We start from the raw sequence: 21,590 nt of genomic DNA on the forward strand, positions 1-21,590 counted from the left end.
ACAACGAAGTCACTCCGCGCCGCGGATCCCCGTGGCGCGGAGTGACTTCCGTTGTGCGAACGCCCGGCCCGGCCGCGGGCCGCGCGGCGGCCGCGGGCCGGCCGGGCCGCCGGCCGCCGGCGTCAGGCGGCGTGGCGCTCGTCGACCGCGATCGGCTCGGTCGCCGCCGTGCTCGCGTCCGCCGCCGGGGTCGTGCCCGGGCGGATGAGCTCCGGACGACGCCGGGACCGGAACACCCACGCCTTGAACAGGACGAAGCGGACCAGCGTCGCCACGAGGTTCGCGGCCGTGAGCACCACGATCTCCGCACCGTGCGACGATCCCGGTGCCGCCGAGTGCAGGATCACCAGCGACCCGGACGTGATCGCCCACGCGATCCCGAACACCACCAGCCCCTGCACGTGGTGCCGCCCCGCGCCGGCACGTCCCCGAACCCCGAACGTGAAGCGTCGGTTGAGCGCCGTGTTGCCGATCGCGGTGACCAGGAGCGCCAGGAAGTCCGCCGTCTGGGCACCGATCGCCGGGCGGAACAGGGCGTAGAGCACGGCGAACGCGATCGTCGACAGCACGCCGATCGTCCCGAAGCGCAGCACCTGCCCGACGATCCCGACGTGCGGCGGCGTGAACGGACGGCGGCCGATGGCGTCGTACACGGCGCCGATCGGCACCCGTCCGGTCGCGAGCCCGCGGGAGACCCGCCACATCCCCTTGAGGTCCTCGGTCGCGGTCGAGGCGATGTGCACCGACGAGTTCACGTCGTCCACCCAGTCGACCGGGACCTCGTGGATCCGCAGTCCGGCGTGCTCGGCCAGCACGAGCAGCTCGGTGTCGAAGAACCACGCGTCGTCCTCGCACAGTGACAGGACGTGTTCCGCGGCCTGCCGGGTGATCGCCTTGAAGCCGCACTGCGCGTCCGAGAAGGACACCCCCATCGTGGTGCGGAGCAGCAGGTTGTACGAGCGGGAGATGAACTCGCGCTTCCCGCCGCGCACCACACGTGACGAACCTGCCAACCGGGTGCCGATCGCCACGTCCGAGTGCCCGGACAGCAGCGGGGCGACGAGGGGCTCGAGCGCGGCGAGGTCGGTGGAGAGGTCCTCGTCGACGTACACCAGCACGGTGGCCGGCGACGCTGCCCAGACGGCCTTGAGCGCACGGCCCCGGCCCTTCTCCGGCAGGTGCACCGCCTGCACGTCGGGCAGCATCGCGGCGAGGTCGTCGGCGATCCGCGCGGTGTCGTCGGTCGAGGCGTTGTCCGCGATCGTGATGCGCCAGGTGTTCCGGAGCGACGTCCGGCAGAAGGTGTGCAAGCGGCGGACGTGGGCGGCGAGCGTGTCCTGCTCGTTGTAGCAGGGGACGACGATGTCGATGTCGAGGGTGTGGTTCGTCTCCGTCATACCGCACATGCTCGGGACCGGGCATACGGGGACCGCAGCAGCCCGCTGTGCCGCGTCTAAGAACGCTGGAGGGTGTTCGGCGACCGTTCACGTCCGACGGCGAACCGATCGCGACGTGCATCGGTACCGTCAGGAGCGCGACACCCGTCGGTCAGGGCGACGGGTGCTGACGAGGAGGCGCCGTGGCCGCACAGGACGACCCGCACCGGACCGCAGCGTTGCTGCCGGGGGAACGGTTGGGCCTGGCGCTCGACGAACGGTGCGAGGAGTTCCAGGAGCTCCTGCTCGCTCCGCCGCTCCACGGCATCCGGCCGGCCGGACACGACTGGCTCCGACAGCGCTACGAGCAGATCGTCCCGCTCGTGCTCCCCGCCGCGCTCCGGGCGGTCGAGCACGGGGAGCCCGTCGATGCCGGGTGCCTCGCGCGGCTGCGGGCGGTGGCGGCGGCGAGCGCCGAGGACCCGCGGGTGGACGTCTCCGTCGTGCTCCGGGGAGCGCTGCCCGCGATCCGCGTGTTCGCCGTCGTCATGCACTCGGTGGTGCGCGACGGCGGGGTGGCCGTCGACCACGCCGGCCGAACGATGCTCGCGATGAGTCGTGCGTCGCTCGTGGCGCACGAGCTCGGCTCCTGCTGGGCGGAGGCCTGGGCACACGAACGGCGTCGGGCGTCCGCACCCGTGGCCTCGGCGGCGGAGGAGACCTCGCTCGCCCCGGAGATCACGACCGGTGAGATCGACCTCGTCGCGCAGGTCCCGGGGCTCGACGAGACCGAGGAGACCATGCTCGCCCTCGCCGCGCGAGGTCTGTCGAACGACGAGATCGCACGCGAGACGTCCTACAGCAGGCAGGCCGTGGCGTGGCACCTCGGTCGGCTGATGCGCTCGTGGAGGGCACCGAACCGCACGGCGATGGTGTCCGTCGCCTTCATGAAGGGCTGGATCCGGTCCCGCTGTGAGGTGCGTGGCGTCGCTCGTACGGTTCGCGGGTCCCGGGAACTCGGCGCCGCCGCGCACGACGACGCCCCCTGAGACCGAGGTCCCAGGGGGCGTCGAACGGGAGGGGGGGATCAGCCGCCGTTCACGCTGATGACGTTGTCGATGCGCTCGATGTTGCCGAACGCACCCCAGTTCAGCCAGCCGCCGTCACCGTTGTTGGTGATGCGGCCGGGACCCTTGAACCAGTAGATGACGTAGTTTCCGCCCTTGATGTCGATGGACTGGGCGTCCGCGACGTCGCCCTCGACCGAGATGTCCTGGTTCTTGTTCACGACCGCGACGGTGAGGCGGTCCGGGTTGCCGGCGTTCCAGTAGCCGACGTCGAGTGCCGCCTGGACGGCACCGCCGCGGTCGCTCTGGTCGTTCACCGCGTCGCGGATCGCGTTGACGATCGCGACCGGGTCGAGGTTGACGTTGACGTTCCCGCTGCCGTCGACGCTGCTCGACTGCGAGGCTGTCGGTGCGGGGGTGGCCGCCTGGGCCGGAGCGGCGACGAGCGCTCCGGCGAGGACGGCGCCGCCGAGGGCGGTGCCGGCGAGGGTCTTCACGGTCTTGGACTTGAAGGACTTCATGGTCTTCGATCCCATCTCTGCAGTGGTGACCCGTTCGGGTCGTCTTGCTCGGACGTGGACCAGCCTGCGACGGTCGCCGCCCGATCGCACGCGATCGGGCGGGACGTTGGACGATCGTCTGACGATCGGGACACCCTCGGCGCGGACGAGGCAAGCTCCCGCCGAGCGCCGAGCGCCGAGCGCCGAGCGCCGAGCGCCGAGCGCCGAGCGCCGAGCGCCGAGCGCCGAGCGCCGAGCTCGGCGTCCTGGCGTCCCGACGCCTCAGCGCGCGAACAGCACCTGCACGACCGCGATGACCACGAGCACCGCGATGGGGACGCCCGCGATCCAGACCCCGGCGCGCACCTGCGTCCGCCGGATCGTGGCCGGCGCGTGCGACGTCCGGGCGAACTCGGTCGCCGCGACGAGCTCCGGGGCCGCGGCCGGCGGCGCGGGCTCGGGCTGGGGCCGGTCGTCCTCGAACGCGGGCACCTCGACCACGAGGTCGTCGGCGCGCGGCCGCTCCGGCAGTCGTGCGAAGTCGTTCGGCATGCGGGACCCCGTCCGTTCCCGTCCAGTGTGCCAGACGGCGCGGACGGCCTCAGCGCTGGCCGCGCACCCACCGGCGGACGAGCTGCTGGCCGCGAGCCCACCGGCGGCCGAGCTGCGGGTCAGCCCTGGACGGTGAGCGCTCCCGACTGCAGGACGACCCGCCCGTCCTTCGGCAGCCACACCTGGAGTCCGCCGACCTCGGCGACCGAGAACCGCGACCGCTCCGAGTCGAACAGCTGCGTCACGGCCCCGGACGGCGGGAAGCGTCGGTCGTTCCCGACCACGATCGCGACGTACGGCCCCTGGTCGGCCCGGGTGGTGCCGCGCTCGGCGACGTACGGCACGAAGAGCCCCGGGGTCGCCGACACGAACAGGATCTTGCCGTCGGGCACGTGTTGTTCCTCGAGGTAGTCCCCGAGCAGCGCGATGCCCGTCGGGTGCTGGCGTGCGATGTCCTGGCTGAGCCGGACGGACGGCACGACGAGTGAGACGACCAGCACGAGCGACAGCGCCGTCGCGACCGGGGCCGCCCGCCGCACCGGCACACGCGGCAGTCGCGCCAGCCCGATCGCGGCCAGGACGAGCAGGAACGGCATCCACGCCGAGTAGTACGTGGGCAGCGCGATCTTCGCGACGACCACGTAGAAGCCCACGAGCAGCGCCAGGGCGATGCCGACGTACGCGACGAGCCGGTCGGCCCGGATCGCCAGCGCCGCGACGACCCCGACCGCGAGGACGACGAGCAGCAGCACCCCCGTTCCGGCCTCCATGAAGTGCAGGTTCGCCCACCACGGCGCGAACCGGTAGACGGTGCCGCCGATGGTGATCGGGTGGCCGGTGGTGTTCTGCCCCTCCTGGAACTCGATCATGTACCGGATCGCGGACCGGATCCCCATCGGCACGTACGACACGACGAACACCAGCCCGAACGCGGCCGCCCACATCGCGCCGCCGACGAGCAGTCGACGCCAGGCCCGGAACAGCACGGGCAGCAGCAGGAACACCGGCAGCAGCACCACGGTGGAGACCTTCGACGTCACCGACAGGGCCATCAGCGCACCGGACACCGGCGCGAGCCACCACCGGTCGCCGCGCATCCACACCCACGCCGTGGCCACCGCGAGCACGGCGAACGCGGTCATCACCGGGTCGAGCAGTGCCAGACGGTCGACGCGCGGACCGGCACCACCGCGCGGCGTCAGCCACCAGAGGGCGGCGGCGAGCAGGGCGCCCCAGTAGCCGATCTCGCGCCGCAGCCACCAGTACAGCGCGACGCCGACGCCGAAGGTCAGCAGGGCGACGAGCACGCGCGGACCGATCGGCCCCTGTCCGGCGACGAGTTGCGCGAGACCGAACAGGTACTTCGCGGTCGGGGGGTGCTCGCGGTTGAACGAGAAGTCGCCGTGCACGTACTGCCACCCGGCGCGGAGGTAGATGTCCTCGTCGCCGGTGATGTTGGGCCCGCCGATGTTCCAGAAGCACTGGTAGAGGGCCCAGAGCAGGACCACGGCCGCCACTCCTGCCCGGATGCGGAGGTCACCGGCGAGTGCGGACAGTCGTGAGGGCACCGTCCGAACCTAGTTGCTCGGCCGCTCCCGAGCGAACCGGCCCGGTCAGCCGGCGTCCGGTGTCCGACCCGGCAGATCGACCGTGAACGCCGTCCGTCCCGGCTCCGAGGCGACCCGGACGAGCCCGTCGTGCGCGGTCACGACGGCCCGGACGATCGCCAGCCCGAGGCCGCTCGTGCCGTGCTCGCGGGACCGGGACGCCTCGCCGCGGGTGAACCGGTCGAACAGCGTCGGGAGCACCTCGGTGGGGATGACCGGTCCGTCGTTCGCGACCACGAGACGCACGACGTCGCCGGTCCGCTGCAGGGAGACCACCACGGACGTGCCCTCCGGCGTGTGCGTCCGCGCGTTCGCCAGCAGGTTCGTCACGACCCGCCGCAGCTGCGTCGCGTCCCCGGACACCACGAGCGGGTGGTCGTCCAGCACCTGCAGCGTCCACCCGTGTCCGGGTGCGGTCGCGCGCGCGTCCATCGTCGCCTCGACGACGATCGACGTCAGGTCGACCGGCTCGCGCGCCGGTGCCGGTCCGGACGCCAGGGCGACGGCGTCGAGACGAGCGAGCAGGAGCAGCTCCTCCACGAGGTCGCCCATCCGCACCGCCTCGCGCCCGATCCGGTCGACGTTGCGGCGGACCGCGTCGGGGTCGTCCGACGACGCCGAGAGCTCGGCGTACGCCCGCACGGTCGCGATCGGGGTCCGCAGCTCGTGCGACGCGTCGGCGACGAACGTCCGCATGCCCGTCTCGGCCTCGCGTCGGACCGTGAGCGCCCGGGCGACGTGTCCGAGGAGGCGGTTGAGCGCGGTGCCGACCTGCTCGACCTCGCGGTTCGCCGCGAGGTCCCCGGCCGAGACCCGCACCGGGATGTCCGTGTCCCCGCGCTCCAGGTCGAGCTCGGTGACGTCGGAGGCCACGGCCGCCACCCGTTCGAGCGGGCGGAGCGATCGCCGGACGAGCAGGGTCAGCGCCCAGGCCGCGACGAGCAGCCCGACGACCGTCACGACACCGATGACGAGCAGGAGGCGGGCGATGGCGGCGTCGAGGTCACCGAGCGGCAGCGCGGTCACGAAGACTTCGCCGTCGTCGCCGACGGCCTGCGCCCGGTAGGTGCCGAGCTTCCCCAGGTCGACCGTCACGGGGTCGCCGTCGCTGGCGATGCGCGACAGGGTCGCCTCCTGCGCCGACGACAGCCCGTGCTGCCGGCCGGTGCTGTCCGTGTACCCGCCGAGGACGGTCGCGCCGTCGCGCAGGATCGCGACGACGGTGCCGGCGGACTGTCCGGGAGCGCCGATGAACGCGTTGTCCGGGTCCGAGCCGGAGCCGGTACCGGTCGACGGGGGCGGTGGCCGTTCGCCGTCCGGTCCGCCGACGGTCCGCTCGGCCGCGGTCGCGAGTTCCGCGTCGAGCCGGTCGACCAGGTACCCGCGGAACGCGAGGACCGTCACCGCTCCGACGACGACGTTGGTCGCGACGAGCAGGAGCGCCACGGCCGCCACGATCCGCCACCGCAGCGACGGCGCGCGCCGCCGACGGTCGGTGCCGTTCCGGGCCCGGGAGGCGCGGCTCGCCGTCCGCGGTCGGCTCACGTCGTCGGCCGGAGCACGTACCCGGCTCCGCGGACGGTCTGCAGCATCGGTTCGCGTCCGGCGTCGAGCTTCTTGCGCAGGTACGAGACGTACATGTCCACGAGGTTGGACGACGTGCCGAAGTCCATCCCCCAGACGTTCGCCAGGAGTTGCTCCCGGGAGAGCACGCGGTTGGCGTTCCGCGCGAGGTGCCGCAGCAGCTCGTACTCGGTCGGGGTGAGGTCGATCGGTTCACCGGCGCGCGTGACCGTCCTGGCGTCCTCGTCGAGCCGGAGGTCGCCGACGCTCGTCGCGGCCGGACTCCCGACGGCCGCGACCCGGGGCGACGTCCGGGCCAGGATCCGCGCCCGGGCGAGCAGCTCGTCGATGCCGAAGGGCTTGGTCAGGTAGTCGTCGCCGCCGCCCGTGAGTCCGGCGAGCCGGTCCTCGGGGGCGTCCCGCGCCGTGAGGAACAGCACCCGCACGTCGTCCCGGGCGTCCCGGAGGCGTTCGAGCACCTCGAACCCGTCGATGTCCGGCAGCATCACGTCGAGCACGACCACGTCGGGTCGGAAGTCCCGGGCGGCGAACAGCACGTCACGCCCGCGGTGTACGGCCCGCACCTCCCACCCGTCACCCGCGAACGCGAGGGCGACGGCGTCCGCGAGGGCGTGCTCGTCGTCGACGACGAGGGCGCGGACGGGCGAGCCGTCGGTGCGCTGCAGCGGTTGCCCGGTCACGCCCGCGAGCCTATCCACCGCGCCCTCGTCGTCGATCACTTCGTGCTGCTCAGGTCGTAGACGGTCTGGCCGCCGACGGTCGTGGACTCGTAGTTCGCCGCGACCCACTCCTGGATGGCCGACGCCGTGGACGATCCGCCGCCCATGCCGCCGCCGCCCGAGCCGGAGGACACGTAGTACCCGATGTCCCCGTCGGCGACGTACGCCTGGAACTCGGCGAGCGTCGGTGCCGGGTCGCTCGACCAGCCGCCGATCGCCATGACGGCGGTGTCGGTGTCGAGTTCGAGCTGTGCTGCCGACTGCGAGCCGCTGACGGCAGCGGCCCACTTCGCGTCGGACGCCTCGAGGAGCTTCTGCAACGCCGACGAGGTCGTCGACCCGCCACCGCCCATGCCGCTCGGGGCGCCGTCGGTCGAGCCCTCGGTGGTCCCGGAGGCGCCACCGGGCGCCGTCCCGTCGGCACCCTCCGGTGCCTCGCCGGTCATGCCCTCCGGCGGGGTCCCGCCGGGACCCTGCTGGGAGCCGTCGTCGGAGGTGGAGCCGCCGCTCTCGGAACCGGAGGTCGACCCGCCGGGTCCACCCGCGCCTCCGGGCATGCCACCCGTGCCACCGCCGCTCATCCCACCGGAGCTGCTGCCCGCCGGACCGACGCTCGGGATCGAGCCGGAGTGCGCGACGGTCGTCGTGGCGAGGGCGTAGGCCGTGGTGCCGCTGAGCCCGAACAGGGTGCCGGCGAGGACACCGATCGTGACGAGCCTGCGGAGCGACGGCACGCTGCCCATCACGACGAGCGCTGCCGAGAGCAGGCCGCCGGCCAGCATCACCCAGCGGAGCCAGGGCAGCCACGTCGGGTTCTCGTTGAGCAGGCACCAGCCCCAGAAGGCCGTGACGCCGATCATGGCGGCGAGGCCGATGCGGCCGGTGAAGCGCTCGCGGGCGTGCCAGAGCAGGGCGCCACCGGTGCCGACGAGTCCGGCGATCGCCGGGGCCAGCGCGACCGTGTAGTACGGGTGGATCGTGCCGGACATGTACGAGAAGACGAGTCCGGTGACGAGCAGCCAGCCACCCCAGAGCACGAGTCCGGCGCGGGCCGGGTCGGCCAGGTGACGGCGGCCGACGACGACCAGGCCGACGACCAGCGCGATGAGTGCGGCGGGCAGGAGCCACGAGATCTCGAGGCCCATCTCGGACGAGAACAGCCGGTTCAGACCCGTCGACCCGCCGAACGAACCGCCCGCGGTGCCGCCGGTCATGCCGCCGCCTCCGCCGCCGTTGCCCGAGCCGCCGAAGATCCGACCGAGGCCGTTGTAGCCGAACACCAGGTCGAGCACGGTGTTGTTCGTCGAGCCGCCGATGTAGGGGCGGGACTCGGCGGGCCACAGCCACACGGCGACCACCCACCAGCCGGCTGCGACGACGAGGGACCCGGCGGCGACGAGCAGGCCGACGACGCGCCTGCCCCAGGTGGTGCGAGCGGCGAACAGGTAGACGAGGCCGAACGCCGGCAGGACGAGCAGCCCCTGCAGCATCTTCGTCAGGAAGGCGAACCCGAGGGCAACCCCGGCGAGGGCGATCCACTTCCAGCTGCCCCTCGGGAGCGCCCGCACGGTGCAGTACGCGCCCGCGGTCATGAGGAGGACGAGCAGCGCGTCCGGGTTGTCGAACCGGAACATCAGCGCGGCGGCCGGGGTCGCCGCGACGACGAAGCCCGCGAGCAGCGCGCCGACGTTCGCCGTGGTGGCCCCGAGCCGGGCGAGTGTGCGGCGGACCGTGCCCCACACGAGCGCGACGGACCCGACGGCCATGAGGGCCTGGGGGAGCAGGAGGCTGAAGCTCGAGAAGCCGAACAGCCGGGCAGACAGCACCATCACCCACAGCGAGGCCGGGGGCTTGTCCACCGTGATGAAGTTCGACGAGTCGAGGGAGCCGAAGAAGAACGCCTCCCACGACTTCGTGCCGGCCTGCACGGCGGCGGCGTAGAAGCTGTTCGCGTACCCGGAGACGCTGAGGTCCCAGAGGTACACCACGGCGGTCACGGCGAGGAGCGCCCAGAACGCGGGCCGGAGCCAGCGGGCGTCCTCGCGCTCGCCGAGGAACAGGCGGGCGACGGGCTTGCGGCGCCGATCCCGCGCGTCGGTGCGCGCGGTCTCGCGTCGATCGGTCACGGGTATCGGGTACGTGGTCATGGCAGTGAGGATTCCGGGCGTTCCCCGACTGTCACCCTGCGTCGGCTATGCGCGCCCTAAGACGCGCGGCCGCGGCGGTGGGGGTGCACAGTGTGCGAGGTTCCGCGCGCGGTGGGATGCCCCGCGAGTCATACACTGCGCGGCACCCCGCACAGTGCGGCCGCGACCTCCCACCGTGCGACGTCACGCGTACCGCTGCGCCGCGCGCAGCGCCGCCCCCGTGTACGAGCCGCCGAACAGGAACACGTGCAGGAGCAGCGGCGCGAGCTGGTGCAGCTCGACCCGCTCCTGCCACCCGGCGGCGAGCGGGGACTCGGCGTCGTAGGCGGCGAGCACGGCCTCGAGCCGGGGGAGTCCGAAGAGCCCGAGGAGCGCCAGGTCCGTCTCGGCGTGCCCACCGTGCGCGATGGGGTCGATGAGCACCGCTCCCGTGGGCGTCGTCCCGTCCACCGGCTCCGCGTCCGTCGGCCAGAGCACGTTGCCCGCCCAGAGGTCGCCGTGCAGCCTCGCCGGCCGGTCCCCGACGAGCTTCGGCTGCGCGGACCCGAGCGTCCCGTCCTGGATCCGGTCGGCGACCCGGTCGAACACGGCTGCCTGGGCGTGGTCGAACCCGCCGGCGTCGACGATGCGGCGGACGAAGTCGCGGATCCGGTACTCCGCGAAGAACTCGCCCCAGGTGGCCGGCGCGTCCGCCGCGGCGACGAACGGCGTGCGGGAGCGTCCCATCCGCAGGGGTGTGTCCGTCGGCCAGCCGGAGGGCGGCGCGCCCCAGTGCTCGGCGCCCGCGGCGTGGGTGTGCGCCAGGGACCGCCCGAACCGCTCGGCCTGCCGCGTCGACGGCGAACCGTCCGGGATCAGCTCGAGGTCGAGGACCGTCGGGCGGGGTCGACCGAGCACGCGGGCGATCCGGGTGCCGCCGTCGGGTTCGGCCTCGGCGAGCCAGTCCAGACCGGCTGCCTCGGCGGCGGCCTCGTCGGGGGAGGCGAAGGTCTTCACGTGGGTCTCGGCCATCGCCCCATCCTGCCGACGCCACCTCGGTAGCGGGTCAGACCGCGTCGACGAGCGCCCTCGCCAGCGGGTGCCACTCGCGGGACGTCGGTCCGCTCAGCACGAGCGTCCGTGACAGCCGCCGGACCATCGGCACCATGACGAGGTCCGGCGGCAGCATAACCCGCCCGAGCGTCGGCACGATGGACACGCCCTCGCCCCGCTCGATCATCCCGAACATGGTGCTCATCTCCCGCACCCGGTGGGCGTACCGGAACGGCTGCCCGTCGAGTTCGTGCAGCCGCTGGATCTGGTGCTCGCACCCGCCACCGCCCGCGACGAGCCCGTCCTCGTGCAGGTCGTCGAGCGTCAGCGCGGGGAGGTCGGCGAGCGGGTGGTCGCGGCGGACCACCGCGGCCATCTCGTCCTGCGCGACGACCACACCGCCCGGCGGCACCGGCGTCGGGTCGACGAGCACGGCGGCGTCGACCGTGCCGGCCTCGAGCCACTCGGGCATCTCGTCGTCGTCGCCCTCGTAGACCTGCACGTCGACGTCCGGCAGCGTCACCGCCCACAGCTCGCGGAGCCGCGGCAGCAGGCCCTGGCAGACGGTGGGGACGGCCGCGAGGCGCACGGTGCCGCGCGCCGAGGCGGGCCGGACCACTGCCTCCAGGGCCTCGACGGAGGCGAGCACGCTGCGGGCGTGGGCCAGCAGACGGTCGCCGAGGGGCGTCGTGACGGCGGCCGCCCCGCGCCGGACCACCGGACCGCCCACCTCGCGCTCGAGCCCGGCGAGGGCGTGCGACACGGCGGACTGCCCGACGCCGAGCGTGGACGCCGCACCCGTGAAGGAGCCGGCGTCGACGGTGGCGACGAACGCGCGCAGCTGGGGCACCGAGACGGTCATGCGTCTTCCTCATCCGTTCATGAGCGACATGCGTTTGCCGCATGCGCCGAGGATGTCGACACTAGGCGACATGAACGCGGTCCTCTACCTCCTCGTGGCACTGACCTGGGGCTCGAGCTTCCTGTTCGCGAAGATCGGGCTCGACGGGCTCGCACCGCAGCAGGTCGCCACGGTGCGCACGGTCCTCGGCGCGCTCACGCTCGTCGCGGTGCTGCTCGCGACCCGACGTCGCTGGCCGCGGGAGCCACGGGTCTGGGGACACCTGCTCGTGGTGTCGGTGTTCCTCAACGCGGTGCCGTCGTCGCTCATGGCGTGGGCGGAGCAGACGGTGCCGTCCGGTCTCGCGAGCATCTACAACGCGACGACGCCGATCATGACGTTGGCGGCCCTCGCGGTGCTCGTGCCGTCCGAGCGGCTCCGCGGACGGCAGGTCGCGGGCATCGTGCTCGGGATCGTCGGTGTCCTGGTGCTGGTCGGTCCGTGGAACGTCATCGGGGACCCGGAGGTCCTGGCGAGCGTGCCGGGGCAGGTCGCGCTGCTCGGGATGACCGCGTGCTACGGCATCGGCCTCGCGTACCTGCGGCGGGTGGCGGTCGGCAGCGCGTACGACCCGGTCACGCTCGCGACGGTGCAGCTGACGCTGGCCTCCGGACTGCTCCTGCTGGTCGCGCCCGTCATCGCCACGGGTCCGGTACGGCTGGACTGGAGGATCGTGGGGGCGATGGTCGCACTCGGTTGCGTGGGCACGGGGCTGGCCTACGCCTGGAACACGCGGCTGGTGCAGGCGTGGGGAGCGGGTCGCGCCTCGACGGTCACCTACCTGACGCCGGTCGTCGGGGTGGTGCTCGGCGTGCTGGTCCTCGGCGAGCACGTCCGGTGGAACGAGCCGGTCGGGGGACTCGTGGTGATGCTCGGCATCGCGCTGGCGTCGGGCGTGGTGGGCCGGCGGCGTCTGGGCGTGCGGGCTCCCGCCTGAACGGGGGCCGGATCCGAGAGCGACCGCGGCCGTAGGATCGGGCCGAGAAGTCGTCCACGGAGTCGTCGACGGAGACGGAGACCGGTCATGACCGCCACCCACCACACCAGCGCCACCGCCTCGGTCGCAGCGATCCTCGCCGAGTCCGCAGCGCGGTACCCGGACGACGTCGCCGTCATCGTCGGTGACCGGCACACCACCTACGCCGAGCTCTGGAGCCAGACGCTCGCGTACGCCGGTGCGCTGCGGGCCCGCGGCGTGGGACCGGGCGACCGCGTGGCGATGCTCGTCCCGAACGTCGAGGACTTCCCGCGGGTCTACTACGCGACCCTCGCGCTCGGCGCCGTGGCGGTCCCCGTGCACGCGCTGCTCAAGCGACGCGAGATCGAGTACGTCCTGCGCGACAGCGGCGCCGCGCTGCTCGTCTGCGCCGCACCGCTGCTCGGCGAGGGCGCGGCCGGTGCCGAGCTCGCCGAGGTCGACGTGGTGACGGTGCTCGCCCCGGCCGACTCGCCGAACCGACTCGAAGCGCTCGCGCAGCAGGCGGAACCGCTCGACACCTACGTCCCCCGGCACCCGTTCGACACCGCGACGATCCTCTACACGAGCGGCACCACCGGCAAGCCCAAGGGCGCGGAGGGGTCGCACTTCTCGCTGCTCGAACAGGTCAACACGAACCTGATGACGACGTTCGACATGCACCGCGGGGACGTCCTGCTCGGCGCCCTGCCGCTGTTCCACACCTTCGGGCAGACCTGCACGATGAACACCGGCTTCCGGGTCGGCGCGACGATCGTCATGCTGCCGAAGTTCGACGGCGACACGGCGCTCGCCGCGATGGTCGAGCACGGGTGCGGCATCTTCATGGGCGTCCCGACGATGTACATGGCGCTGCTCGACGCGGCGACCCGTTCCGATGCCCGTCCGACGCTGCGGTACGCGATCTCCGGCGGCGCCTCGCTGCCCCTGGCGGTCCTCGAGCGGTTCCAGGACGTCTACGACGCGCCGATCCACGAGGGCTACGGCCTCACCGAGACCTCGCCGGTCGCGACCTTCAACCACGTCGGACGGCCGCCGCGCCCCGGCACGATCGGCACCCCCGTGTGGGGCGTCGACGTCGAGATCGCCGACCCGGAGCAGCACGACGCGATCGTGATGCTGCCCCACGGCGAGATCGGCGAGCTCGTCATCCGCGGGCACAACCTCATGAACGGGTACCTCGACCGTCCCGAGGACACCGCCGCCGCGATCGTCGACGGGTGGTTCCGGACGGGCGACCTCGGGACGAAGGACGACGACGGCTACCTGACGATCGTCGACCGGACGAAGGACATGATCATCCGCAACGGCTACAACGTGTACCCGCGGCAGGTGGAGGAGGTCCTCGCGACCCACCCCGACGTCACGATGGCCGCGGTGTTCGGTGTCCCGCACGAGCTGCACGGGCAGGAGATCGAGGCCGCCGTGGTGCTCCGTGCCGAGGCGACGGCGACGCCGCAGGAGCTGATCGACTTCGTCGCCGCCGAGATCGCCGCCTACAAGTACCCCCGGGCGGTGCACGTCCTCGACGCGCTGCCCCTCGGCCCGAGCGGCAAGGTGCTCAAGCGCGAGCTCGTCGAGCGCTTCGGCGCGGAGGTGCCGGCACGCTCCTGAAGCCGGCCCTGCGTACGCTGACGACGTGAGCGACACCGGCAGGGCCTCGACCGCACGGTTGCTGTTCGCGTCGTCGCACCCGGGGCCCACCGTCACCGTGACCGTGCTCGCGACGGTGATCGCCGTGGCGGTCGGGCACGCGTGGTGGACGGTCGTCCTCGTCGCCCTGACCGTCGTCGCCGGGCAGCTCTCGATCGGGCTCGCGAACGACTGGATCGACGCCGACCGCGACCGGGCGGTCGGCAGGTCGGACAAGCCCGTGGCGCAGGGGTCGATCGCCGTCGGCACGGTCCGTCGCGCGGCGTTCGGCACCGCCGGGGCGTCCGTCGTCCTGTCGGTGTTCCTCGGGCCGGTCGCCGCCGTCGCGCACCTCGTGCTCGTGGCCGCGGGGTGGGCGTACGACGCGGGGCTCAAGCGCACGGTCTGGTCCGTCGTGCCGTTCGTGGTCGCGTTCGGGCTGCTCCCGGTCGTGGCGGTCTCAGCCGGGCGGGACGGCGACTGGCCGGCGTGGTGGGCGATCGCGACAGGGGCGGTGTTCGGGGTGGCGATCCACTGCACGAACGTGTTGCCGGACCTGGTCGACGACGCGGCCACCGGGGTCCGGGGCTTCCCGCACCGGCTCGGGCTCCGGGGCGCGGGCGTCACGGCGTTCGGATCGCTCGTCGTGGCGGCGCTGCTCGTGCTCGGTGGTCAGGTGCTCGGGGACGGTCCGGTCCGGGGCGCGGGGGTGGTGCTCGCGGCGCTCGGGACCGTCGTGGTCGTCGCGCTCGCCGGGGTCGGGGTGCGGCTCGTGCTGGCCGGGCGGGCATCGCGGGTGCTGTTCCGACTCGTCATCGCGTCGTCGCTCGTGCTCGTCGTCGAGCTCGGCGTCGCCGGCGCCCGCCTGGTCGCCTGACCCGCCGCCCGCGCGCCCCGCCCGCGCGCCCGGCCCGCGCGACCAGCCACCGCGCACGCACCAGCGCCCGCGCACCTCCGTGACCCGTCACGCCCACCGCATCGCGTACACACCGGCCAGCGCATCCGCGGTCGGGAGGGACAGGACCGTCCGGAGCAGCGCCTCCCGTCCGGCCGCCCCCACCCTGCCGAACGGACGGCCGAACGGACGGCCGAGCGCCATGTTCACCTCCGCCTGCCGCGCCGCCCGCCGCGCGACCGCCTGCCGCCGCCGCGCGTACTCCGGCCACGGGCCGGCGCTGCCCGAGGCGACCGCCTCCGCGAGGAGCGGCGCGAGCTCGGCCGCGTCGAGCCACCCGAGGTTCATGCCCTGCCCGCCGATCGGGCTGATCTCGTGCGCCGCGTCCCCGGCGAGGACGACCCGGCCGACGCCGACCCGCTCGGCCTCCCGGCGTCGGACACCGAACCCGCTGCGCATGCTGCAGGACGTCGGGTCCGGCCGGACACCGGTGCGTGCCGCCACGATCGCCGCGAGGTCCGCGGCACTCGGCGACGGATCGTCCGAGGACGCCAGGAGCACGACGTACCGACGACGGTCGCCGGGCAACGGGAAGGACTCCACCACGCCGGCCGGTCCGACGTCGACGAGCGCGTCCGTCCGGGCGGCGGGGTCCTCGACGTCGGCGAAGTCCCCCATCGCGTAGCGGTCCGGGTAGTCGCGACCGGTGGTGGCGATGCCGAGCAGGTCCCGCACGGTGCTCCGCGAGCCGTCCGCCCCGATGACGAACCGGGCCCGCACGGCCACCGCGCCGTCGGGGCCGGTCCCGACCGCGTCGACGTGGTCCGGGTGCCGCTCGAGCGCCGAGAGCACCGTGCCGGTCCGGAGCGCGTCCGGCGCTGCCGCGGCGAGACGCTCCCGCAGCAGGGCCTCGGTCCGGTGCTGGTCGAGCGTCGCGACGTACGGGTGCGTGGCCGACGCGTTGTCGAACGTCAGGGCGCCGAGCTCCCGGCCACGGCTGCGCGCGACCCCGCGGCGGACCTGGACGGCCTCGGCGAGGACCGGCCCGTCCAGCCCGATCGCGGCGAACGCGTCGAGGGACGGCGGGTGGATCCCGATCGCGCGGGACCCGGTCGGTGCCCCCTCGCGCCGTTCCCACACCACGACCTCGAGCCCGCGGGCCGCGAGGAGCGCCGCGGCGAAGAGGCCGACGGGCCCACCGCCGACGACGAGGACGTCGACGCGCTCCGTGGTCACGGCCCGAGCCTACGGACGGTCGACGCAGCGCCCGCCCAGCCGATCGGCGCCCCGGGGTCATCCGCTCGACCGAAGCGCTCCGCCGGGGCCGTCCGCGATGCTGGGGTCGTGCCCTTCACCGTCAGCCACGCGGTCGTCGCCCTGGCCGCCCGCCGCACCCCGCTGCCCGTCGCGGCGGTCGCCGTCGGAGCCATGGCGCCGGACGCCGTCCTGTTCGCGCCGTTCCTGCCGCCCTACGTCGTGGCGCACTCGTGGGTGGGCGTCGTGACGATCGACCTGGTGGTCGCGCTGGTCGTCCTCGTGGCCTGGTGGTACCTGGTGCGGCCCGCGTGGGCGGAGGCTGTACCGAGCGTGCGCGAGCGGCTTCCGGCGAGCTGGTCGGCCCCTCCGCGTGCCGGGGACCGGCCGGTCCGCCGGGCGGTCGCGGTCGTCGTCGCCTGTCTCGTCGGGAGCGTGACGCACGTCGTGTGGGACGCGTTCTCGCACCAGGCCGGGTGGGCGGTGCAGGCGATCCCGTTCCTCCGTGAGGGTCCGGCGGCCTACCCGGTCTGGGCCGGCGTGCAGGACGGTTCGAGCGTGCTCGGGTTGCTCGGGCTCGTCGTCGCGGCCGTGGTGTGGTGGCGACGGAGCACGCCGCGTCGGATGCCGCCGCCCGCTCGGTGGGAGGCCGCGGTCGTGGTGGCCGCGGGCGCGATCGTCGTCCTGGCCGTGCTCGGGATCGCCGGTCGGGTGTTCCTCGGCGGCGGTGGCGTCGCCGGGGTCGTCACCGAGCTCGCCTTCCGGTTGCCGGTGGTCGTCGCGCTGGTGCTCGTGGTCGGCGCCGTCGGGCTGCTGGTCGGACGCAGCCGTCGCACCCGCTGACGCGGATCCCGGAGGCGCGTTGCACGTGCCGTCAGCCGTGTCGCGTCCGGCAGACCGCGGGTCGGGAGGCGCGGTGCACGCGCCGTCGGTCGTCGCGCGTCCGGCAGACCGTGGGTCGGGAGGCGCGGTGCGGGGCCGACCCGCGCCTCCCGTCCGTCAGGCGGTCGCGTCCGCCGTCTCGCGAGCGGACCGGTCCGCGGCGACCAACCGTCGGGCCTCACGGAACCGCTTCCGCAGCCGCTCGACCGGCACCTCGACCGCGTAGGCCGCCCCGACCGCGACCAGCAGGGCCGCCCCCACCAGCCACACCTTGCCCCACGCCCCGATCGCGAACGTGCCGAGCAGCGCGATGACCACTGGGTGCCAGAGGTACGCCGAGTACGACACGCGACGACCGAACCACGACACGGGCGTCCACGCGAGCGCTGCCGACAGCGGCGACCGCACCGACACCAGCCCACCGATGAGCAGCGCCGAGATCAGCCCGGTCACCGGGAGCACGACGCCGAACGACCAGGCGTGCTGCGTCCAGTCGTCGTCGATCCAGAACTGCACCGCGGCGAGCAGCCCGATGCCGAGCCAGGTGCCGACGTGGCCGGCGATCCCGGAGGCCCACGTCCGGAAGCGCTCGTCGTCGAGGAACAGTGCGAGCAGGCACCCGGTCGCCAGCGGCACGACGCCGAGCACGGGGGAGAAGTACACGTCCGGGGTCGCGCCGCTGTTCGGCGTCCGGTAGCTCAGCCACGATGCCGCTGCGGCACCGACGATCACGACGCCGAGCCCGGTCATCAGCCAGCGCCGACGCGACCGCAGTGCGAACAGGAGCACGAGGACGGGCGGCCAGACGAGGTAGAACTGCTCCTCCATCGACAGGCTCCACGTGTGCGCGAAGACGCCCTGCGTGGTGTCCCAGTACGAGCGGAAGAGGTTGCCGGTGTAGCTCAGCGCGATGAACGCCGCCTCGCCGGGGGAGAACGAGGCGCCCTTGTAGTCGCCGACCCAGTTCCACAGCGCGAGCCCGACGACGACGAGCGCGAGCAGGGCCGGGTAGAGGCGGAGGAGCCGCTTCGTCCAGAACGAGCCGAGCCGGATGCGCCCGGTGCGGCGGTGCTCGCCGAGGAGCAGCGTCGAGATGAGGAACCCGGAGAGCACGAAGAACACCGTCACGCCGATGAACCCGCCCTCGAACTGCGGCACGTGCAGGTGGTAGAGGATCACGATGAGGATCGCGACCGTCCGGAGCCCGTCGAGCGCCGGAGCACGGTTCGTGAGCGGCGGCGGGGGCGTGGGTCGTGCGTGCCTGCCGTCGGTGTCGGCCGGTGCGGATGTCGTGCGGGTCCGCTCCGGCGAGGTCGTGGTGATGGCCACGGACGCCTCCTGCGCGATGCTGTCGATGGGGTCACGGGCCGTCGGGCCGTGACCGGATCGTTACATGATGCTCGCGGAAGGTAAGAGCCGTCTCAACGACCGGGGTGCACCAGGGTCGTCAGGGCGTCGAGCCGTTCGTGGGCGATGGTGGCGAACGGGCGGTCCTCGTCGTCGGCGATCCACTGCGCGAACGACAGGTGGAACACGGTGACGGCGGTCTCGGCGGCGATGGTCGCGGCGGGCTCCGGGACGCCGCGGTCGCGCAGGACCTCACCCAGTCGGACCTTCAGGGTCGCGAGCTTCCCGAGCTCCCGTTCGCCGAGTGCGGGGTTGCCGTCGATGATGCCCTGGCGTGCGCGCGACCACGGGCGGCGCTCGTCGGGGAAGAACGCGCCGCTGGCGTCGAGCGCGAGCCGGACGAGGTCGAAGGGCGGGGTGCCGGCCGGTGCTGCCTCGATCGGGGTGGTGAACATGCCGAGGAAGTCGTCCTGCCCGGCGAACAGCACTTCACGCTTGTCGGCGAAGTGTCGGAAGAAGGTGCGCTCGGTGACCTCGGCCGCGGCGGCGATCTCGGCGACCGTCGTCTCGTCGTACCCCTGCTCCGCGAAGAGCTGCAGGGCCGTGGCCTGCAGTCGCTCACGGGTCCCGGGTTGCCATCTTGCCATGTCCGCAGTCTACTGATGACAGCGACTGACATCGAGTGCTACGGTGATGTCAGTTCATGACATCACCGCCGTGGACACCTGCGAAGGGAAAGCACATGCACGTGTTCGTCACCGGGGCCTCCGGATGGATCGGCTCCCACACCGTCGACGAGCTCCTCGCCGCCGGACACACCGTCACCGGCCTCGCCCGCTCCGACTCGTCGGCCGCCGCGCTCGAGGCGAAGGGCGTCGCCGTCGTCCGCGGTGACCTCGACGACCTCGACACCATCCGCCGCGGGGCCGCCGCGTCCGAGGGGGTCCTGCACCTCGCGAACAAGCACGACTGGGCGAACCCGGCCGCCACGAACGCCAGCGAACGCGCCGCGGTCGAGACCATCGGCGAGGCACTCGTCGGCACCGACCGGCCGTTCGTCGTCGCCTCGGGCGTCGCCGGCCTCGCCCCGGGTCGCCCGTCGACCGAAGCAGACCCGAGCCCGTTCGTCGGCCCCGACAGCATGCGCGGCGGCAGCGAGAACCGCGGGTTCGACTTCGTCGACCAGGGCGTGCGCACCATCGCGGCCCGCTTCAGCCCAACCACACACGGCACCGGCGACCACGGGTTCATCGCCGCGATCGTCGCCGCCGCCCAGGAGCGGGGCGAGTCCGGCTACGTCGGCGACGGCACCAACAGCTGGGCGGCCGTGCACGTCACGGACGCCGCGCGGCTCGTCCGGCTCGGGCTCGAGCAGGCACCCGCGGGCACCAAGCTGCACGCCGTCGCCGAGACCGCGATCCCGACCCGCGCGATCGCCGAGGCCATCGGCGACGCCCTCGGGCTGCCGGTGACCTCGATCGATCCGCAAGACGCGCTGTCGCACTTCGGGTTCATCGGGCAGTTCTTCGGCATGGAGATGTCGGCGACGTCCGAGGCCACGCGCGAGCTCCTCGGGTGGGAGCCCACCGGGCCGGGGCTGCTCGAGGACATCGCCGCCGGCGCCCACTCCGACGTGCGGGTGGCGTAGCGCGACCGACCACCGGCCTGGAGGCGCGTGGCGGCCCCGCCCCGCGCCTCCAGGCCGTCGCCGGTCCGGACCACCGCGGAGCGCGCGCCCGCGCGCGCCTACTCCGCCTTCTGCATCTGCCAGGGCTCGGGCTCGCGGTCGCCGTTCGGCCGCACGGGCCGGACGTCGCCGACGATCGGGATCGCCCGCTTCCGCATGAACCAGAGGTACCGCACGAAGAAGTGCGACAGCGTCGACAGCCGGTTGCCGTTGCCGAGCAGCGACGCGATGTGCACGGCCACCCACGCCGCCCAGGCGACGGGCCCGACCATCGTGATGCCCCCGCGGAGCTGGGCCACCGCGGCGTTCGTGCCGATCGTCGCCATCGTGCCCTTGTCGAAGTACTTGAAGTGCTCGGTCGGCTTGCCCGCCATGAGCCGCACGATCTGCCGCGCCGAGTGCCGTCCGCCCTGCAGTGCCGGCTGGGCGAGCTGCGCGAGGGCGTCGTCCTGCGCGGCGATGTCACCGGCGGAGAAGATCCGCTCGACGCCCTTCACGCTGAGGTCGTCGTTCACCTGGATGCGTCCGCCGTGGGTCTGCGGCATGCCCCAGCCGGAGACCTCCTTGTGCGCGGCCACACCGGTCGCCCAGATGACCTGCGACGCCGGGATGAACTCGCCCTCGGCCGTCATCACGCCGTCGGGCTTGACCTCGGAGACGCCGGTGTTGAGGCGCAGGACCACACCGCGCTTGCGGAGGACCTTGGCCGCGTAGCGACGCAGCCGCGGGGCGAAGGGCTTGAGGAGCTCGCCGCTGCGGTGCACGAGGGTGATCGAGATGTTGCCCCGCTCGATCTCCGGGTACGCGCCGACGAGGGCCTGGTCGCGGAGTTCGGCGAGCGCGCCGGCCATCTCCACGCCGGTCGCGCCACCGCCCACGATGACGATCTTGATCTCGTCGGGGCCCTGGTTGGCGGCGGCTTCCTCGAGGCGGGTGAACAGCTCGTCGCGGATGCGGAGCGCCTGCGAGCGGGAGTACATCGAGTACGCGTACTCGTACGCGCCGGGCGTGCCGAAGTAGCTCGTGTTCACGCCGTTCGCGAGGATCAGCCAGTCGTAGTGCAGGTGCTCGCCGTCGGACATCTCGGCGACCCGCTCGACCGGGTCGATGCCGGTGAGCAGCCCGTGCCGGAACTCGGCGTTGCTCTGCTTCGCGCGGAGGCTCCGGAGGAAGTACGTCACGTCGCCGGCGTTCAGCCCACCGGTCGCCACCTGGTACATGAGCGGCTGGAACATGTTGTAGACGTGGCGGTCGACCAGGGTGACCCGCACCGGTGCGTCGGCGAACTCGCGCATGGCCGCGACACCGGCGAATCCACCGCCGACGATGACGACGTGCGGGCGGGTGTCCTGGGGCATGCTGACTCCGGCTTCCTCGGATGGTGAGATGGTCACCACCGAGGGTACGCGCGGTTCGGACAGTCGTTCGACGG

Annotated in this window: 19 protein-coding genes; 6 read left to right on the forward strand and 13 right to left on the reverse strand. The window is 73.3% G+C overall.

Annotated features, from left to right (window positions below; translation table 11 throughout):
* Positions 1–122: 122 nt before the first annotated feature.
* Positions 123–1,406 (reverse strand): bifunctional glycosyltransferase family 2/GtrA family protein, encoded by a 1,284-nt coding sequence (locus tag ACEN8D_RS15055; RefSeq protein ID WP_413399906.1) that lies wholly within the window; start codon positions 1,404–1,406, stop codon positions 123–125.
* Positions 1,407–1,579: 173 nt separating this feature from the next.
* Between ACEN8D_RS15055 and ACEN8D_RS15060 the strand changes: the two genes are divergently transcribed.
* Positions 1,580–2,425, forward strand: a complete 846-nt coding sequence (locus ACEN8D_RS15060; RefSeq protein WP_495601057.1) for a helix-turn-helix transcriptional regulator — start codon at positions 1,580–1,582, stop codon at positions 2,423–2,425.
* 38 nt (positions 2,426–2,463) lie between these two features.
* Here the strand turns inward: ACEN8D_RS15060 and ACEN8D_RS15065 are convergent, their stop codons facing one another.
* From ACEN8D_RS15065 to ACEN8D_RS15100, 8 genes are all read right to left on the reverse strand, one after another.
* Positions 2,464–2,979 (reverse strand): hypothetical protein, encoded by a 516-nt coding sequence (locus ACEN8D_RS15065; protein WP_309776722.1) that lies wholly within the window; start codon positions 2,977–2,979, stop codon positions 2,464–2,466.
* A 246-nt stretch (positions 2,980–3,225) separates the two neighbouring features.
* Entirely contained in the window at positions 3,226–3,495 is a 270-nt protein-coding gene (locus ACEN8D_RS15070; RefSeq protein WP_071302863.1) for a hypothetical protein, read from the reverse strand.
* 119 nt (positions 3,496–3,614) lie between these two features.
* The gene (locus tag ACEN8D_RS15075) at positions 3,615–5,063 is read right to left on the reverse strand and encodes an ArnT family glycosyltransferase (RefSeq protein WP_413461562.1); all 1,449 of its coding nucleotides are present in this window, start codon (positions 5,061–5,063) and stop codon (positions 3,615–3,617) included.
* Between the two features lie 45 nt (positions 5,064–5,108).
* Positions 5,109–6,647 (reverse strand): sensor histidine kinase, encoded by a 1,539-nt coding sequence (locus ACEN8D_RS15080; RefSeq protein WP_413461561.1) that lies wholly within the window; start codon positions 6,645–6,647, stop codon positions 5,109–5,111.
* Entirely contained in the window at positions 6,644–7,366 is a 723-nt protein-coding gene (locus tag ACEN8D_RS15085; RefSeq protein WP_309776717.1) for a response regulator transcription factor, read from the reverse strand. The genes ACEN8D_RS15080 and ACEN8D_RS15085 overlap by 4 nt, the downstream gene beginning before the upstream one ends.
* A 35-nt stretch (positions 7,367–7,401) precedes the next feature.
* Complete coding sequence (locus tag ACEN8D_RS15090; RefSeq protein ID WP_495601058.1) at positions 7,402–9,531, reverse strand: ArnT family glycosyltransferase; 2,130 nt, start codon at positions 9,529–9,531, stop codon at positions 7,402–7,404.
* A gap of 204 nt (positions 9,532–9,735) precedes the next feature.
* The gene (locus tag ACEN8D_RS15095) at positions 9,736–10,563 is read right to left on the reverse strand and encodes a fructosamine kinase family protein (RefSeq protein WP_413399665.1); all 828 of its coding nucleotides are present in this window, start codon (positions 10,561–10,563) and stop codon (positions 9,736–9,738) included.
* 34 nt (positions 10,564–10,597) lie between these two features.
* On the reverse strand, positions 10,598–11,446 hold the full coding sequence (locus ACEN8D_RS15100; protein WP_413461559.1) for a LysR family transcriptional regulator: 849 nt from the start codon (positions 11,444–11,446) through the stop codon (positions 10,598–10,600).
* Positions 11,447–11,516: 70 nt separating this feature from the next.
* Between ACEN8D_RS15100 and ACEN8D_RS15105 the strand changes: the two genes are divergently transcribed.
* The 3 genes from ACEN8D_RS15105 to ACEN8D_RS15115 all read left to right on the forward strand — a co-directional run bounded on the left by ACEN8D_RS15105 (position 11,517) and on the right by ACEN8D_RS15115 (position 14,970).
* Positions 11,517–12,422: a DMT family transporter gene (locus tag ACEN8D_RS15105; RefSeq protein ID WP_413399806.1), complete on the forward strand. Its 906-nt coding sequence runs from the start codon at positions 11,517–11,519 to the stop codon at positions 12,420–12,422.
* Positions 12,423–12,509: 87 nt separating this feature from the next.
* A complete protein-coding gene (locus ACEN8D_RS15110) occupies positions 12,510–14,075 on the forward strand; it encodes a long-chain-fatty-acid--CoA ligase (RefSeq protein ID WP_413399805.1) in 1,566 nt (521 codons plus the stop codon).
* A gap of 25 nt (positions 14,076–14,100) precedes the next feature.
* Positions 14,101–14,970, forward strand: coding sequence for a UbiA family prenyltransferase (locus ACEN8D_RS15115; RefSeq protein ID WP_495601059.1), 870 nt, complete (start codon positions 14,101–14,103; stop codon positions 14,968–14,970).
* An 87-nt stretch (positions 14,971–15,057) separates the two neighbouring features.
* Here ACEN8D_RS15115 and ACEN8D_RS15120 read toward each other — a convergent pair whose 3' ends face one another.
* On the reverse strand, positions 15,058–16,224 hold the full coding sequence (locus tag ACEN8D_RS15120; protein WP_495601060.1) for an FAD-dependent oxidoreductase: 1,167 nt from the start codon (positions 16,222–16,224) through the stop codon (positions 15,058–15,060).
* Between the two features lie 108 nt (positions 16,225–16,332).
* Between ACEN8D_RS15120 and ACEN8D_RS15125 the strand changes: the two genes are divergently transcribed.
* Positions 16,333–17,085: a DUF4184 family protein gene (locus ACEN8D_RS15125; protein WP_413461910.1), complete on the forward strand. Its 753-nt coding sequence runs from the start codon at positions 16,333–16,335 to the stop codon at positions 17,083–17,085.
* Between the two features lie 156 nt (positions 17,086–17,241).
* Here the strand turns inward: ACEN8D_RS15125 and ACEN8D_RS15130 are convergent, their stop codons facing one another.
* Positions 17,242–18,453 carry an acyltransferase family protein gene (locus tag ACEN8D_RS15130; protein WP_413400140.1) on the reverse strand — a complete coding sequence of 404 codons (1,212 nt, stop codon included), beginning with the start codon at positions 18,451–18,453 and terminating at the stop codon, positions 17,242–17,244.
* Between the two features lie 92 nt (positions 18,454–18,545).
* The gene (locus ACEN8D_RS15135) at positions 18,546–19,118 is read right to left on the reverse strand and encodes a TetR/AcrR family transcriptional regulator (protein WP_070418073.1); all 573 of its coding nucleotides are present in this window, start codon (positions 19,116–19,118) and stop codon (positions 18,546–18,548) included.
* 95 nt (positions 19,119–19,213) lie between these two features.
* On the opposite strand from ACEN8D_RS15135, the gene ACEN8D_RS15140 reads away from it, so the two are divergent.
* Complete coding sequence (locus ACEN8D_RS15140) at positions 19,214–20,119, forward strand: SDR family oxidoreductase (protein ID WP_413461865.1); 906 nt, start codon at positions 19,214–19,216, stop codon at positions 20,117–20,119.
* A 98-nt stretch (positions 20,120–20,217) separates the two neighbouring features.
* Here the strand turns inward: ACEN8D_RS15140 and ACEN8D_RS15145 are convergent, their stop codons facing one another.
* Positions 20,218–21,552, reverse strand: coding sequence for an NAD(P)/FAD-dependent oxidoreductase (locus ACEN8D_RS15145; RefSeq protein ID WP_413400187.1), 1,335 nt, complete (start codon positions 21,550–21,552; stop codon positions 20,218–20,220).
* Positions 21,553–21,590: the final 38 nt, after the last annotated feature.

The sequence above is a fragment of the Curtobacterium sp. Curtsp22 genome (genome assembly GCF_059492135.1).

Bases quoted from the DNA above. Each gene is read 5' to 3' on its own strand.
- ACEN8D_RS15055 (WP_413399906.1), bottom strand. From the start codon at position 1,406: ATGTGCGGTATGACGGAGACGAACCACACCCTCGACATCGACATCGTC.
- ACEN8D_RS15065 (WP_309776722.1), bottom strand. From the start codon at position 2,979: ATGGGATCGAAGACCATGAAGTCCTTCAAGTCCAAGACCGTGAAGACC.
- ACEN8D_RS15070 (WP_071302863.1), bottom strand. From the start codon at position 3,495: ATGCCGAACGACTTCGCACGACTGCCGGAGCGGCCGCGCGCCGACGAC.
- ACEN8D_RS15095 (WP_413399665.1), bottom strand. From the start codon at position 10,563: ATGGCCGAGACCCACGTGAAGACCTTCGCCTCCCCCGACGAGGCCGCC.
- ACEN8D_RS15100 (WP_413461559.1), bottom strand. From the start codon at position 11,446: ATGACCGTCTCGGTGCCCCAGCTGCGCGCGTTCGTCGCCACCGTCGAC.
- ACEN8D_RS15105 (WP_413399806.1), top strand. From the start codon at position 11,517: ATGAACGCGGTCCTCTACCTCCTCGTGGCACTGACCTGGGGCTCGAGC.
- ACEN8D_RS15110 (WP_413399805.1), top strand. From the start codon at position 12,510: ATGACCGCCACCCACCACACCAGCGCCACCGCCTCGGTCGCAGCGATC.
- ACEN8D_RS15135 (WP_070418073.1), bottom strand. From the start codon at position 19,118: ATGGCAAGATGGCAACCCGGGACCCGTGAGCGACTGCAGGCCACGGCC.
- ACEN8D_RS15140 (WP_413461865.1), top strand. From the start codon at position 19,214: ATGCACGTGTTCGTCACCGGGGCCTCCGGATGGATCGGCTCCCACACC.